The 14,251-nt window shown below is 50.7% G+C and carries 14 protein-coding genes and 5 tRNA genes; all 19 read left to right on the top strand.

What is annotated here, in order from left to right:
* Position 1 precedes the first annotated feature (1 nt).
* Entirely contained in the window at positions 2 to 1,597 is a 1,596-nt protein-coding gene (gene yidC, locus F3F93_RS09525) for a membrane protein insertase YidC (RefSeq protein WP_176958938.1), read from the top strand.
* Entirely contained in the window at positions 1,593 to 2,921 is a 1,329-nt protein-coding gene (gene mnmE / locus F3F93_RS09520) for a tRNA uridine-5-carboxymethylaminomethyl(34) synthesis GTPase MnmE (RefSeq protein ID WP_347239243.1), read from the top strand. Before yidC ends, mnmE begins: the two co-directional genes overlap by 5 nt.
* A 158-nt stretch (positions 2,922 to 3,079) precedes the next feature.
* Positions 3,080 to 3,943 (top strand): phosphoribulokinase, encoded by an 864-nt coding sequence (locus F3F93_RS09515; protein ID WP_176958937.1) that lies wholly within the window; start codon positions 3,080 to 3,082, stop codon positions 3,941 to 3,943.
* Positions 3,944 to 4,061: 118 nt separating this feature from the next.
* Entirely contained in the window at positions 4,062 to 5,927 is a 1,866-nt protein-coding gene (gene mnmG, locus F3F93_RS09510; RefSeq protein WP_176958936.1) for a tRNA uridine-5-carboxymethylaminomethyl(34) synthesis enzyme MnmG, read from the top strand.
* Complete coding sequence (locus tag F3F93_RS09505) at positions 5,924 to 6,496, top strand: RsmG family class I SAM-dependent methyltransferase (protein WP_176958935.1); 573 nt, start codon at positions 5,924 to 5,926, stop codon at positions 6,494 to 6,496. Before mnmG ends, F3F93_RS09505 begins: the two co-directional genes overlap by 4 nt.
* Positions 6,493 to 7,278, top strand: a complete 786-nt coding sequence (locus F3F93_RS09500; protein WP_176958934.1) for an AAA family ATPase — start codon at positions 6,493 to 6,495, stop codon at positions 7,276 to 7,278. Before F3F93_RS09505 ends, F3F93_RS09500 begins: the two co-directional genes overlap by 4 nt.
* 40 nt (positions 7,279 to 7,318) lie before the next feature.
* Positions 7,319 to 8,167 (top strand): ParB/RepB/Spo0J family partition protein, encoded by an 849-nt coding sequence (locus F3F93_RS09495; protein WP_176958933.1) that lies wholly within the window; start codon positions 7,319 to 7,321, stop codon positions 8,165 to 8,167.
* A gap of 45 nt (positions 8,168 to 8,212) precedes the next feature.
* The gene (gene mtnA, locus F3F93_RS09490) at positions 8,213 to 9,229 is read left to right on the top strand and encodes an S-methyl-5-thioribose-1-phosphate isomerase (protein ID WP_176958932.1); all 1,017 of its coding nucleotides are present in this window, start codon (positions 8,213 to 8,215) and stop codon (positions 9,227 to 9,229) included.
* Positions 9,230 to 9,413: 184 nt separating this feature from the next.
* Entirely contained in the window at positions 9,414 to 10,652 is a 1,239-nt protein-coding gene (locus tag F3F93_RS09485) for a BamA/TamA family outer membrane protein (RefSeq protein WP_176958931.1), read from the top strand.
* 59 nt (positions 10,653 to 10,711) lie between these two features.
* Positions 10,712 to 11,185, top strand: coding sequence for a pantetheine-phosphate adenylyltransferase (gene coaD, locus F3F93_RS09480; RefSeq protein ID WP_176958930.1), 474 nt, complete (start codon positions 10,712 to 10,714; stop codon positions 11,183 to 11,185).
* A 194-nt stretch (positions 11,186 to 11,379) separates the two neighbouring features.
* Positions 11,380 to 11,455 (top strand) — tRNA-Thr (locus F3F93_RS09475).
* A 101-nt stretch (positions 11,456 to 11,556) separates the two neighbouring features.
* A tRNA-Tyr gene (locus F3F93_RS09470) sits at positions 11,557 to 11,641 on the top strand.
* Between the two features lie 36 nt (positions 11,642 to 11,677).
* Positions 11,678 to 11,751: transfer RNA gene (locus F3F93_RS09465), tRNA-Gly, on the top strand.
* Positions 11,752 to 11,778: 27 nt separating this feature from the next.
* Positions 11,779 to 11,853 (top strand) — tRNA-Thr (locus F3F93_RS09460).
* 63 nt (positions 11,854 to 11,916) lie between these two features.
* On the top strand, positions 11,917 to 13,107 hold the full coding sequence (tuf, locus tag F3F93_RS09455; RefSeq protein WP_176957204.1) for an elongation factor Tu: 1,191 nt from the start codon (positions 11,917 to 11,919) through the stop codon (positions 13,105 to 13,107).
* A 68-nt stretch (positions 13,108 to 13,175) separates the two neighbouring features.
* Complete coding sequence (gene rpmG / locus F3F93_RS09450) at positions 13,176 to 13,331, top strand: 50S ribosomal protein L33 (RefSeq protein WP_176958929.1); 156 nt, start codon at positions 13,176 to 13,178, stop codon at positions 13,329 to 13,331.
* 5 nt (positions 13,332 to 13,336) lie between these two features.
* Positions 13,337 to 13,412, top strand: a tRNA-Trp gene (locus F3F93_RS09445).
* A gap of 37 nt (positions 13,413 to 13,449) precedes the next feature.
* Positions 13,450 to 13,638 (top strand): preprotein translocase subunit SecE, encoded by a 189-nt coding sequence (gene secE, locus F3F93_RS09440; protein ID WP_176958928.1) that lies wholly within the window; start codon positions 13,450 to 13,452, stop codon positions 13,636 to 13,638.
* A complete protein-coding gene (gene nusG, locus F3F93_RS09435; protein WP_176958927.1) occupies positions 13,638 to 14,168 on the top strand; it encodes a transcription termination/antitermination protein NusG in 531 nt (176 codons plus the stop codon). The genes secE and nusG overlap by 1 nt, the downstream gene beginning before the upstream one ends.
* Positions 14,169 to 14,251 lie beyond the last annotated feature (83 nt).

Below are 14,251 nucleotides of genomic sequence, written 5' to 3'. Positions count from 1 at the left end.
CATGGATCAACGCAATATGATTCTGGCATTTGCACTGTCGATGCTGGTTCTACTGGGATGGGGAGCACTTTTTCCTGAACAGGAGCCGGTTGCATCACAGCAGGTTCAGACAGAATCCCCCCAAAAACTGATGCCCCCCTCCGATACGGCGGCAGCAATTCCGGATGCAGGCACTGTAGCTGAAGTTAGTGATGTGACGCCAGCTGTCGCTAAACCTATGGCTGTGCCTGCAGCTGTGCCGATCACACCTGCTGCTTTTGAGATCAGTAATGATCTGTTGAAACTCTCTGTGAACGAGAAGGGGTGGTTTACCCGCGCAGTTCTGACTAACTATAAAGAATCTCTGGAGAAGGACTCAGCTCCGGTTGCTGTACTGCATATGGATGAAGGTCATTCAGTCTATGTGAATACCGGTGTGATGGGTCATCAGTTGGCGCAGCAGTTTGCGGCGGTAAAACAGAGTGGTGATGCAGTTGTTCTGCGTAGCGTGCTTGATGACGGGCGTATCTGGGAGCGCCAGGTAAGTCTGACTCAAGGTTCCTATGTCATTGATGTCAAAGACAGGATTATAGAGGGCGGTGGTCTGAAACTTTATCGTCAGGTGGTTGAGCGTCATCCTGATAAAGAGGCGAGCACCTTCTATGAACACATGGGACCAACAGGTCTGTTTGAGGGTAAGCTGCAGGAACCGGGTTATGATGAGCTGGATGAGAAGGGCTCCATTCGCTCAGCCTCTATGGGCGGCTGGACGGCAATTATGAATCGCTACTTTATTGCAGCGCTCATCTCCAATGCAGATCAGGACTACCCCTACTACTATAAAGGCGATGGTCGCTCCTATCAGGCGGGCCTGATTGATGATGGTAAACTTGAAGGCAGAGATGCTGTGTTTAACACCCGTATCTATGTAGGCCCTAAATCAATCCCTGTGCTTGAGAGTGTGAATGCCGAACTGGAGCGCTCTGTTGATTTTGGTTGGTTCTCTCCGATCGCCAAGCCTATGCACAGTTTTCTGGAGTGGCTCTACCGCTATCTCGGTAACTTCGGCTGGTGTATTATTGTACTGGTGATCTGTATCAAAATCCTCTTCTTCTACCCTACCCAGAAGTCGTATGAATCGATGGCTGCCATGCGTAAATTACAGCCTGAGATGACTCGTCTGAAAGAGCAGTATGGCGATGATCGTCAGAAAATGGGTCAGGAGGTGATGGGGCTCTATAAGAAGCATAAGGTGAATCCACTGGGTGGATGCCTGCCGATTATTATTCAGATTCCTGTTTTCTTTGCCCTTTATAAAGTACTGCTGATGTCAATTGAGATGCGTCAGGCACCGTTTATTGGCTGGATTGAAGATATGTCGGTTCAGGATCCGTTTTTTGTACTGCCTGTATTAATGGGTATCTCGATGTATATCCAGCAGAAGCTAAACCCTCAGCCACCTGATCCGGTACAGGCCAAGGTGATGCAGTTTTTACCATTTCTATTTACAGCCATGTTCCTCTTCTTCCCGGCGGGTCTTGTACTCTACTGGGTTGTGAACAACGTACTCTCCATTGTTCAGCAGCGGATGGTAATGAAGAGGATGAACGTCGATTAATCTGCTGTCTGCTACAACAACGATTGCCGCTATTGCCACCCCGCCAGGTCGGGGTGGCGTAGGGGTCATTCGCATTTCAGGCGTAAATTCCCTGAATATCCTTCAACAACTTACACATTCTGACCGCGACTACCCTCCAAGAGTCGCAATACTCTCTTCATGGCTGGACGATGCGGGCGACGTGCTGGATCAGGGGTTATCACTCTATTTTCCGGCACCCCACTCTTATACAGGTGAACATACAGTTGAGCTGCAGGGGCATGGTGGCCCCGTCTTATTACGCGCCCTGCTTGAGCGGTTGTTTCAGCTCGGATGCAAGCCAGCCGCACCGGGAGAGTTTACCCGCCGTGCAGTTGAGAATGGAAAGATGGATTTGGCTCAGGCAGAGGCCGTAGCCTCCTGTATTGATGCTGCCACCATTCGAGCAGGAAAACAGGCTCAGCTGCAGCTACAGGGGGCTTTTGGCCACCATATTGATCAGTTGATGCAGCGCCTTACATCTCTGGTGGCGCATGTAGAGGCCAGTCTCGATTTCCCCGAGGAGGAGATTCCGGAACTGTTCTTTGATCAACTGGCGGAAGATATGCAGCGGCAGTTGATTTTTCCGATTCGGGCTATGCTTGATTCAGCAGCGCTTGGCGAGCGGCTGTTTGATGGCGCGACCGTCACCATTATCGGTGCACCGAATGTTGGTAAATCAAGCCTTTTGAATGCTATGGCGGGGCGCGACAGGGCGATTGTCAGTGATATTCCCGGAACAACCAGAGATGTTCTTGAGGTCGATTTTGAGGTGCATGGTATACCCGTACGTCTGGCTGATACGGCAGGCATCAGGGAGAGTGAGGATCAGATTGAACAGGAAGGTGTGCGCCGAGCACATCAATCTGCTGAGCAGGCTGATGCTATACTTTTTGTTGCTGATGCTACGCGCCCGGATACCTGGCACTGTAAGGTTGATGCGGATATTTATCTGATGAATAAGTGTGATATCGGGCGTGGGGGCTATCCGGATCACTTTATCTTAGCCAGTGCGACAAGCGGTTCCGGTCTCGCTGTTTTACGTGACAATCTTGCAACGGTTCTGGGGGATGTTGAGATCGCTGATGAATCGATGCTTGTGACGCGGGAACGGCATCGTCAGCGTTTAAGTGAGGCACTGCACTGTATAGAGACAGGTATGCAGACACTGCATGATGAAGAGAGGCTGGAGATTACAGCTATGCAGTGGCGGTCTGCCTGGATGGCGCTGGGAAGCATCCTCGGGATTGGCGATGTAGAAGATATATTGGATCAGGTTTTTTCAGAGTTCTGCATCGGAAAATAAGATATTGGCAGTGCGGTTTTCGGCTTTTCCTTGAATGTTAGGGGTGGTTTGCGGCATAATGGCCAACCTTTTGGCGTTATTTAATGCAAGAGGGCAGGGGAGCAAGAGGCTAGGGACTCCGTAAACCCTTGATTTAAAAAGTTTTTTTGGGAGATACCATGTCAGCAAATCATCCAGTGATTTCCGTAACGGGTTCATCAGGAGCCGGTACAAGTACAGCAAAAGTAGCACTCGAGCATATTTTCAGACGCGAGAAGGTTACGCCAGCAATTGTCGAAGGCGATTGTTTTCACCGCTTTGACCGTTATGAGTTCCGTGAAAAATCAAAGGAATTTGAGGCGGCCGGCAAACGTCTGAGCCACTTCTCTGATGAGGCTAACCTGTTTGATAATATTGCTGATCTGTTCAGATCTTACGGTGAGACCGGTAAGGGCCTTGCCCGCACCTATATTCATGATGATGAAGAGGCGAAGATTTATGGTGTTGAGCCAGGGCGCTTCACTGAGTGGCGCGAGGTTGGAGAGGGTTCTGACCTGCTGTTTTACGAGGGTCTTCATGGCGGCGTTGAAGAGGTTCTTCCTTATGCTGATCTGCTTCTGGGTATTGTTCCGGTTGTAAATCTGGAGTGGATCCAGAAGATTCATCGTGACACTGAAATGCGTGGCTACTCATCTGAAGCTGTAGTAGAGAACATTCTTAGCCGTATGCACGATTACGTACACTTCATTACACCGCAGTTCAGCAATTCGGACATAAACTTCCAGCGCGTTCCCCTGGTTGATACCTCCAACCCGTTCATCGCGCGCGATGTGCCTACGCCGGATGAGAGTGTTGTTGTGATTCGTATTCGCAAACCGGAGAAGTGGGGCATCGACTTCCCTTGGTTGACCTCAATGTTGCATGGTTCATTTATGTCCCGTCGTAATACTATGGTTGTTCCGGCTGGTAAGATGATGTTCGCTATGGAGCTTCTCCTCTCCCCGATCATCCATGATATGATGGAGAAGAGACGCAAAGGTTAATGTTTCACTGCTTTGATAAAGAGGGGGGCTTTTAAAAGCCCCCCTTTTTTATTGCGTTGAAGAAATTTACGCCTACGCTTCTTCACCTTTTGAAAAAAACAATGGAGATTGGTTTCACGTGAAACATCCGCAAAAGATTGATGTGATTGTTATTGGTGCAGGCCATGCTGGTTGTGAAGCCGCATGGGCTGCTGCAAGTCGTGGTGCCCGTGTGCGTCTGATTACTCAGAATCTGGATACTATTGCCAAGATGTCCTGTAATCCTGCAATCGGTGGCATTGGTAAGGGCCATCTTGTCCACGAGGTTGATGCCCTTGGTGGTTTGATGGGATTGGCTGCGGACCGTTCCGCACTGCAGTACCGAGTGTTAAATCGTCGCAAGGGGCCAGCGGTACAGGCAACACGTGCTCAGTGTGATCGACGCATCTATCATATGGTTATCAGAGGGATGTTAGACTCTCATCCACGTATCAGCCTGCATCAGGGGACTGTCTCTGAGTTGCTGTTTAATGGTGATGCAGTGGTTGGCGCAGTGGATGAGTTGGGTGTTCAGCATATGGCCAGAGCAGTGGTGCTAACAACCGGAACCTTTCTATCCGGTCTTATCCACGTTGGTGAGAAGAGTATGCCTGCTGGCAGGGCAGGGGATGCAGCTGTGCACGGTCTGACTGATGAGCTCTACCGCAGGGAGTTTAATCTTGGTCGCTTGAAAACCGGAACCCCTCCCCGTCTTGATAAAAAAACGATTGATTGGGACTCGCTGGAGTCTCAGTCGGGAGAGGAAGATGTTCAGCCGTTTTCGGCGCTCCATGAGCAGGTGACTCAGGATCAGATACCATGTGCTATTACCAGAACAACTGAAAAGTCGCATGAGATTATTCGGGAAAACATGAGTAGATCACCTATGTTTTCAGGGAAGATTGAAGGACGGGGGCCACGTTACTGCCCAAGCATAGAGGATAAAGTGGTTCGTTTTGCAGACAAAACAAGCCATCAGATTTTTCTGGAGCCTGAAGGAAAGGATCATAACGAGGTCTATCCCAATGGTATATCCACCTCGCTTCCAATTGATGTGCAATGGGCCTTTATCCGTTCCATTCCTGGTATGGAGCAGGCTGTCATTATTCGTCCTGGTTATGCCATTGAATATGATTATGTCGATCCTACCGAGTTGAGGCCCACTCTGGAGAGCAAAAAGGTTTCGGGGCTGTTTCATGCTGGTCAGATCAATGGCACTACAGGCTATGAGGAGGCCGCCGCCCAGGGATTGTTGGCAGGAATCAATGCGGCGGCAAGGGCAATTGATGTTGAAGGTTGGGTTCCGGACAGGTCAGAGGCTTACCTCGGTGTTATGGCGGATGACCTGGTTTCTAAAGGTGTGACAGAGCCCTATCGCATGTTCACCTCAAGAGCAGAGTTTCGTCTGCAACTTCGGGAAGATAATGCTGATATGCGGTTGGGCGATAGGGCGATTGGGCTCGGCCTCTATGATGAAGAGCGTTCTCACCGTTTTATCGCAAGAAGGGAGCGGGTAGAGGCTGGGCTGTCAGAGTCACGCGCGATGAATATCGGTACAGGTGCAGCATGGAGAGCGCGCTTGGCCGCTTTGAATCTTCCTGAGCCATCGCAATCGATGAGCCTTGCCTCTTACTGCCATAGGGATGATGTGCGGCCCACAGAGGCTCTTAAGTTATTGTCTGTATATCCAGAGCTTAACAATAGGGATTTGAAGAGTTTAACTGCACTTGTACATTACGAGGGTTATCTTGATAAGCAGCAGCTAGAGGTGGATCGATTCCAGCAGATGGAGGGGTTCACTATTCCACAAGGGTTTGATTATGCATCAGTGAAGGGGTTGAGTATCGAGTGCTGCCAGCGACTAATTGCAGCACAACCTGCTACGATAGGTCAGGCATCACGCCTGTCAGGCATTACACCCGCAGCAATTACATCGCTAATGCTCTACCTGAAGGTGAAACAATGAGCTGTGATCTCTATGTGCAGGAGGTGATGAAGTTCCGCAGGGCGCTGAATCTCACCTCAATTGCAGTTCCAAAGTTGTTTCATGATCGTTTTATAGCACCTTCGTTGGCTCTTGCCAGGTGGATGCCCGAAGAGGGGCGCATGCTTGATATTGGCAGCGGTATGGGGGTTCCCGGTATTCCTCTCTTGATTGCAAAGCCCGGATTGGTCGGGGTTCTGGTAGAGAGAAGAAAAAAAAGAGCTGAGTTTCTGCGCCATATCGTTCGCAAGCTGAAGCTGAATGCTGAAGTATACGATGCAGATGTGAATGATCTTCCATCGCTGCATGTCGATCTGTGTGTTGCCAGGGCGGTAACAGACGAGGCAATGCTGCTGCGCATGTGTACGCCGCACGCCAATAGCAATGCATTGGCGCTGTTCCCAGTTCCGCTATCACACCAACCTGAAGCTGCTGATGGCTGGCACCTTAGTGGTGAGCATGATCTTGATATCTCAAATGAAGAAGGGGATGGCATCCAGCGAGTCCGGTGTTATCGTTATTGCGACGATTCAGAGGGGGGTTTCACGTGAAACATCAGGGATTCGGCCCGGTCACCGCGGTGGCTAATCAGAAAGGCGGTGTGGGTAAAACAACGACCAGTATTAATCTGGCTGCCTCATTGGCAGCGCTGGATCAACGCGTTCTGCTGATCGACCTGGATCCTCAGGGAAACTCTACTTCAGGATTGGGGGTAGACCAGCAGCAGGTGGAGTCCGGTACCTATGATGTACTGCTGGGCGACAGCTCGATTGAAGATGCCATCGTGAAAACAGAATGTGATAACCTCTATCTTCTGCCTGCGACCATGGATCTTGCCGGTGCCGAAATAGAGCTGGTTAATGAGCAGGGTCGTGAGCAACGCATGAAAAACGCCTTCGCTGCATACCAGGGTGAAGCCTTTGACCATATTTTTATCGATTGCCCACCAGCCCTGAGTATTTTAACAGTAAACGCGCTTACCGCAGCTGATTACATTATGGTAACACTGCAAACAGAGTTTTATGCCATGGAGGGACTGACCCAGCTGATGGATACGATACGGCGTATTCGTCAGGGTCTGAATCCGGCCCTGAATATGGAGGGGATCCTTCTTACTATGGTGGATCGGCGAAACAACCTCTCCACACAGGTAGAGCAGGATGTTCGTGCCTACTTTGGCTCACAGGTCTATGAGAGCGTCGTTCCCCGCAATGTGCGACTGTCTGAAGCGCCAAGTTTCGGGGTACCGGTAATGTATCATGACCTGAAATCCAAGGGTGCTCAGGCATACCTGGATGTTGCTCAGGAGCTGTTACATCGCAGGTCAATCTGACAGTTAATTTGGCAAACTGTATTTTTTTGGGAGAAAAGCTATGGCTGCATTGAAAAACAGAGGGTTAGGACGGGGCTTAAGTGCTCTATTGGCAGACACGCCAACACCGGAAGTGATGCGACAGGCCTCTCAAGTGCCAATATCCAGGATTAAACCGAACTCCTATCAGCCCAGGACCCACTTTTCTCACGACGAGCTGGAGTCGTTGACGGAATCAATCCGCCGCGAAGGTGTGCTTATGCCTATCCTCCTTCGTCCCCAAGGGGATGGTTATGAGTTGATTGCCGGTGAGCGCCGCTGGCGGGCCTCTCAGGCTGCGGGGTTGAAGGAGATTCCGGCAGTTATTCGTGATGTGGATGATATGCAGGCTCTGGAACTTGCTATTATTGAAAATGAGCAGCGTGATGATCTCACCGCCATTGAGTCAGCCAGAGCCTATCGTCGCATGATCGATGAGTTCGGCTGCACACAACAGCAAGTGGCTGAAAAGATTGGTGTTTCTCGCGTGCAGGTCAGCAATCTGATTCGCCTGCTTCAACTCTCTCCGACAATCAAAGAGATGATTGAAAATCGGCAGCTTAGCATGGGTCAGGCAAGACCGTTGGTAGGATTGCCGACACATGTTGCCGAATCACTGGCACGTCAATGTATCAGCAAGGTCTGGAGTGCGAGGCAGATGGAGCAGGAGGCCAAACGAGCGGCAAAAGCTCCTGTTGAAAAAAGAAGAGCCGAGCCGGATGCTGATGTGCTTGCACTACAGGATGAGTTAACGCGCAAGCTGGGCCTTCCTGTTGAGATTATCTGCAGGAAAGGTGGCTCTGGTGAGTTGAAGATCGCATATACCCGCCCTGTTGAACTTGATGGTGTGTTGAGGAAGTTGCGCGCATAAGATGAATTGTCTATATAAAACAATGGGTTAACAGGTGTTTGTGCTATGAGGGTGGGGGCTTCTACATTTCGGGCAGTAAATTGGCATGCACGATCCGGTGGTGTGCAGTGGATCGAGCAGCGACTGCTACCCCATAGGTTTGAGCAGGTGGTAAGTCTCAATCCTGAAGATGTCGCGATTGCTATTGAATCGATGCAGGTGCGCGGTGCACCTACAATAGGAGCCACGGCTGCTTATGGGCTGGCGCTGGCATGGAAAAAGGATAAAGGGCGTTTTTTTGAACTCTGGTTGCCGCGATTTCGTGCCACGCGGCTGACAGCAGTTAATCTGTTTCATGCCTGCGATGCGATGCAGCAGTGTGCTGAAGCAGACCCATCTCCTGCTGAGATGATCGAGGCTGCAGTGGCCTATGCGGATGCCGAGGTGTCGGCCAATCGCGCCATAGGCGTCTGCCTTGCCGAGCGACTTGCTGTTGGGCAGAGGCGCATTCTGACCCACTGTAATGCTGGCTGGCTGGCTGCCGTCGATTGGGGAACGGCAACGTCGGGTATCTATCATCTGGCTCATGCCGGTGAGAAGCCGTTTGTCTGGGTGGATGAGACAAGGCCGCGACTACAGGGGGGCCGCTTAACCGCATGGGAGTTGAATCAGGAGGGGGTTGATTGCCGAATTCAGGCTGATGGAGCCTCCGCCTGGATGATGGCTCAGGGCAAGGTGGATGCCATTGTAGTGGGAGCAGATCGCATCGCAGCCAACGGTGATGTGGCCAATAAAATTGGCACTTATGCACTCTCTCTGGCCGCCAGAGAGCATGGCGTGCCAATGTATGTGGCAGCCCCCTCCTCAACATTTGATCCAGCTTGCTCCAGCGGCTTGAATATTCCCATTGAAGAGAGGGAAGATCGCGAGGTTCTGGAGATGGATGGTCTGGATCAGGATGGTATTTTTCGTCATATTCGCATAGCAGCGACAGGCGTTGGTGCCAATAATCCGGCATTTGACGTAACTCCATTTGCTAATATCACGGCGATTGTTAACGAATTCGGGGTATGGAAGCCTTAATGTAGTGCTGGCCATTTTGCAGAAAGCGAGATGTTTTACTATCAGGAGCCCGAGATAAGCCAGGCGGGTGAGGTGATGCGTCTATATTGGCAGGAACTAATTGCTACCTGCTTGTATTCGGCATCTCCTTTGCTTTACTAGGGATATGGCAAAAATTTCCCGATTTTTAGTTGTGATGTTTTGCATGCTTCTGCTTGCTGACGGTGTTTATGCTGATTCGGGTCAGATTGTAAGCAGCGTTCATATCGATGGTTTGAAGCGAACAGAAGAGGCGACGGTGCTGCGGGAGTTGCCGTTTTATATTGGCACTGTCTGGCAGCACGAGTTTGCCAGTCTGTCAGAGAGAAGGCTGCGTAATCTGGGCATATTCAGTGAAGTGGTGGTTTTGCCACCCGATGACTCAGGGCAGGTGAACCTGCGTGTGAAAGAGCGTTGGACGTTATGGGTACTTCCTCAGGTTACACGCAAGGATAACGGCGCATCATCAGCATCCGTTGTGGTGGATGAACATAACCTGTGGGGGTTGAACCACCATATCCGCGTGGCTTATAAGCGGGATACCGGAAAAAACTTCTCTTCCCTAAAAGGCACCTCGTATGAGAGCTCATACAACTGGCGCAGAATTGCCGATTCAAAACTGAGTATGGTAATGAGCGGCACATGGGGCAGATCGCTCTTCGATGCATATAGCAACGGTCTTCATGTCGCCCAGTACCTGCAGAGAGGTAAAAGTGGAAGTCTGCTTTTTACATATGCCCTTGATGAGGTGCCGGACGAGGGCTGGAGTATTGCTGCAGGATTCTCCGGCTCAAATGCACAGTACCGCTTTATATCCGGAACGCCACAGGTCGATATCAATGGTTATCGTGTCCGTGCGCTGCAGGCGGGATTGAGCTACAGGCAGATTGATGATCAGATTACCTGGCTGACCGGTAGGGCTTTTGATTACTCCATGACAGCTGCGCACAGGGGGTTGGGGTCTACGCTGAACAGCTATAGTCATACAGCATCCTGGCGTGATTATTATGCGTTCTCAGGACAGAGTACAATTAATATGCGTGTAAATGGCGGCCTGATGACCGGAGATGTACAGCGCAGTGGTGTTTTTGATATCGGTAACCGCAACGGGTTGCGTGGTTACTATCCTGGGGAGCTGCAGGGGACTCACTATATCTATGGTACGTTAGAGGCTCGCATGCCCATCCGTGATGGCTCAAATTTTCAGCTCGTGGCCTTTACAGATATCGGCAAGATAGGTGGCAGGATAGGCACCTCCGTTACACATGGTTTAGCTATAGGTGCCGGTGGCGGCTTCCTCTGGACGATGCGCTGGCTGGCAAAAGGTACGCTAAGAGGGGATATGGCTTACGGCTTAGCCAGTAAGCGCTGGCGCTTTTATCTGGGAACCGGGCAGGCGTTCTGATGAGAAACATACAAAAACAGCCATGAATCAATTACTGTTCACCTCTTGATGGGGGAAACGTGAAAAAGACAGCTATTTATCCCGGTACTTTTGATCCGATTACACTGGGCCATGTTGATGTGGTAAAGCGTGGCCTGAAGATGTTTGACCGCGTTGTGATCGGTGTGGCGGACAATCCCGGCAAAGGGCCGATGTTTGATGTGGAGACGCGTCTAAGCATGGTTCGTGAAACATTTAAGGGTGAGCCGAATGTAGAGGCTGTCTGTTTTAACGGCCTGCTGGTGGATCTGGCGCATGGCCATCAGGCCGCCGCGATTCTGCGCGGCTTGCGTGCAGCCTCCGATTTTGAGTATGAATTTCAGATGGCGACCATGAATCGCAGGCTCGATGAGCGCATTGAAACCGTGTTTGTTATGGCGCGTGAGGATTACACCTTTGTCTCATCCCGCTTTATCCGCGAAATTTCCAGCATGGGTGGTGACGTTTCCGAACTTGTCCCGCCCGTGGTTGTTCCATTCCTTGCTGCCAAATAGTTTCATTTTGAATTCATCACTTAACAGAACCAATGGCATATTGAACGACTTTAATCACCGCGTATTTACTGGATAAATGGTCGAGAAAGGCGCTCTTGTTATCTCTTAAAAAGCAGCGCTATCTGACGGAATAAACAACTCTTTTCAAATAGTGCTTGAGTTCATATTTTTGATCGTTATGATGCGCCACCCTTGCCGGCATAGCTCAGATGGTAGAGCAGCTGATTTGTAATCAGCAGGCCACGGGTTCGATTCCTGTTGCCGGCTCCAGTTTAACCGTATTTTTGTTGCGCTCATTGACAGTGCGCGGCAAAGGTGTATAATCGCGCGCCCTTTTGGGTTGGCCTGCTTGCGGGACAGGGGCGTGAAATGGAGAGATTCCCGAGTGGCTAAAGGGGGCAGACTGTAAATCTGCTGGCTCAGCCTACGTTGGTTCGAATCCAGCTCTCTCCACCAGTTTCTGGAGAAGTTCCCCTGAGCTTCTTCGGGTATGCGGGCGTGGTACAATGGTAGCACCTCAGCCTTCCAAGCTGATGACGCGGGTTCGATTCCCGCCGCCCGCTCCATATGCTGTTTGCAGGCATTTGGGTCTGGCCCAGGTAGCTCAGGGGTAGAGCACATCCTTGGTAAGGATGAGGTCGCGAGTTCAATTCTCGCTCTGGGCTCCAGTTTAGATGGTTATCTGCTTGCAGATCTCCATCGTAGTTTAAAAACATGTATGGAGAATAAATATGGCAAAGGAAAAGTTTGAGCGTAATAAACCGCATGTGAACATCGGTACCATCGGTCACGTCGACCATGGCAAGACCACGTTGACCGCTGCAATCACCAAGGTTCTGTCTCTGACAGGCGGCGCTGTGTTCAAGGACTACGGCGACATTGATGGTGCTCCGGAAGAGCGCGAGCGCGGTATTACTATCGCTACAGCTCACGTTGAGTATGAGACTGAAGCGCGTCACTACGCACACGTTGACTGCCCGGGCCATGCTGACTATGTAAAAAACATGATCACCGGTGCTGCGCAGATGGACGGCGGTATCCTGGTAGTTTCTGCTGCTGATGGCCCTATGCCACAGACCCGTGAGCATGTACTGCTGGCGCGTCAGGTAAACGTACCTCACCTGGTAGTATACCTGAACAAGGCTGACATGGTTGATGATGAAGAGCTGCTGGAGCTGGTAGAGATGGAAGTTCGTGAACTTCTCGACTCTTACGACTTCCCGGGTGACGACACACCAATCATCATCGGTTCTGCACTGAAGGCACTGGAAGGCGATGAGTCTGAGATCGGCGCGCCATCTATCCTGCGTCTGATGGCTGCAGTGGATGAGTACATTCCTACCCCTGCACGTGATGTAGACAAGCCGTTCCTGATGCCTGTTGAGGATGTGTTCTCCATCTCAGGTCGCGGTACTGTTGCAACCGGTCGTATCGAAGCTGGTGTGATCAAGGTTGGTGAAGAGATCGAGATCGTTGGTATCAAAAACACTGTTAAGACTACCTGTACCGGTGTTGAGATGTTCCGCAAGCTGCTGGATTCCGGTGAAGCAGGCGACAACGTAGGTCTTCTTCTTCGTGGTGTTAAGCGTGAAGATATCGAGCGTGGTCAGGTTCTGGCCAAGCCAGGTTCCATCACGCCACACACCTCATTTAAAGCTGAAGCATATATCCTGAATAAAGAAGAGGGCGGTCGTCATACCCCATTCTTTAACGGTTACCGTCCACAGTTCTACTTCCGTACAACTGACGTAACCGGTTCAGTTACCCTTCCTGAGGGAACTGAGATGGTGATGCCTGGCGATAACATCTCTATGGATGTTGAACTGATTACCCCAATCGCAATGGATAAAGAGCTTCGTTTTGCTATCCGCGAAGGTGGTCGTACGGTCGGCGCTGGCGTCGTAACCGACATTACTAAGTAAAACCTAAAAGATGTGCAGCGGCGGTAGACTCGTGCTACCGCCGCTTTGCCGTCACTGGAGATTAAGAGATGCGTGATTTATTGGCTTTGGCGTGTGAAGAGTGTAAGCGCAAGAACTACACCACCGACAAGAACAAGCGTACCACGACAGACAAGCTGGTGCTGAGCAAGTACTGCAATTCATGTCGTAAGCATACGCCACACAAGGAAACAAAGATTAAGTAACACCTAGGCGAGTAGCTCAATTGGTAGAGTACCGGTCTCCAAAACCGGGTGCTGTGGGTTCGAGTCCCTCCTCGCCTGCCAGTGTTGTATGTGTGGATAGTAGAATAGGAGCTTAAGTATGAGTCGTGTCGTAGAGATGCAGAAATTCATGAATGAAGTGAAGGTCGAAGCCAAAAAGGTAACGTGGCCGGATCGTAAAGAGACCATGCAGTCAACGCTGCTGGTGTTTATTATGGTGATCTTTATTGCTCTGTTTCTGTGGCTTGTCGACTGGGGCTTAAGTTCACTCGTGAAGCAGGTGATCTAATGGCGATGCGTTGGTATGTGGTTCAGGTCTACTCCAATTATGAAGATAAGGTGGAGGGGATGCTGAGGGAAAATGCGGAGCGAGCAGGCCTCTCCGAGAAATTCGGTCAGATTCTTGTTCCCCGTGAGGAAGTGGTTGAGCTGAAAGAGGGTCAGAAGGTGACATCTCAGCGTAAGTTCTTCCCGGGTTATATCCTCGTTGAGATGGAGATGAACGATGATACCTGGCATGTGGTAAAAGATACCCGTCAGGTAAGCGGCTTCCTCGGCTCAGCAAACAAGCCGATGCCGATGCCGCAACGCGAAGTTGATGCACTGATTCAGCAGATTGAAGAGGGTATTGAGCGTCCGAAGCCTAAGGTGATGTTTGATATCGGCGATGCGGTTCGTGTTATCGATGGTCCGTTTGCCTCCTTTAACGGTGTGGTTGAAGAGGTGATGGAAGATAAGGCGAAGCTGAAAGTGAGCGTCTCTATCTTTGGTCGTCCTACTCCGGTTGAGCTGGAGTACATTCAGGTTGAGAAAGGCTGAGGCTCAAGCTTCAGTTTTTTGAACAAGCACTTTCACAGGATGTGAGAGTTTTACCGCAAAGCTGCGGGAGCATAAGTCACGGA

Origin of the sequence: Mariprofundus sp. KV (assembly GCF_013387475.1) — a bacterium.
Taxonomy (GTDB): domain Bacteria; phylum Pseudomonadota; class Zetaproteobacteria; order Mariprofundales; family Mariprofundaceae; genus Mariprofundus.
This window is presented reverse-complemented; position numbering and strand designations above follow the sequence as displayed.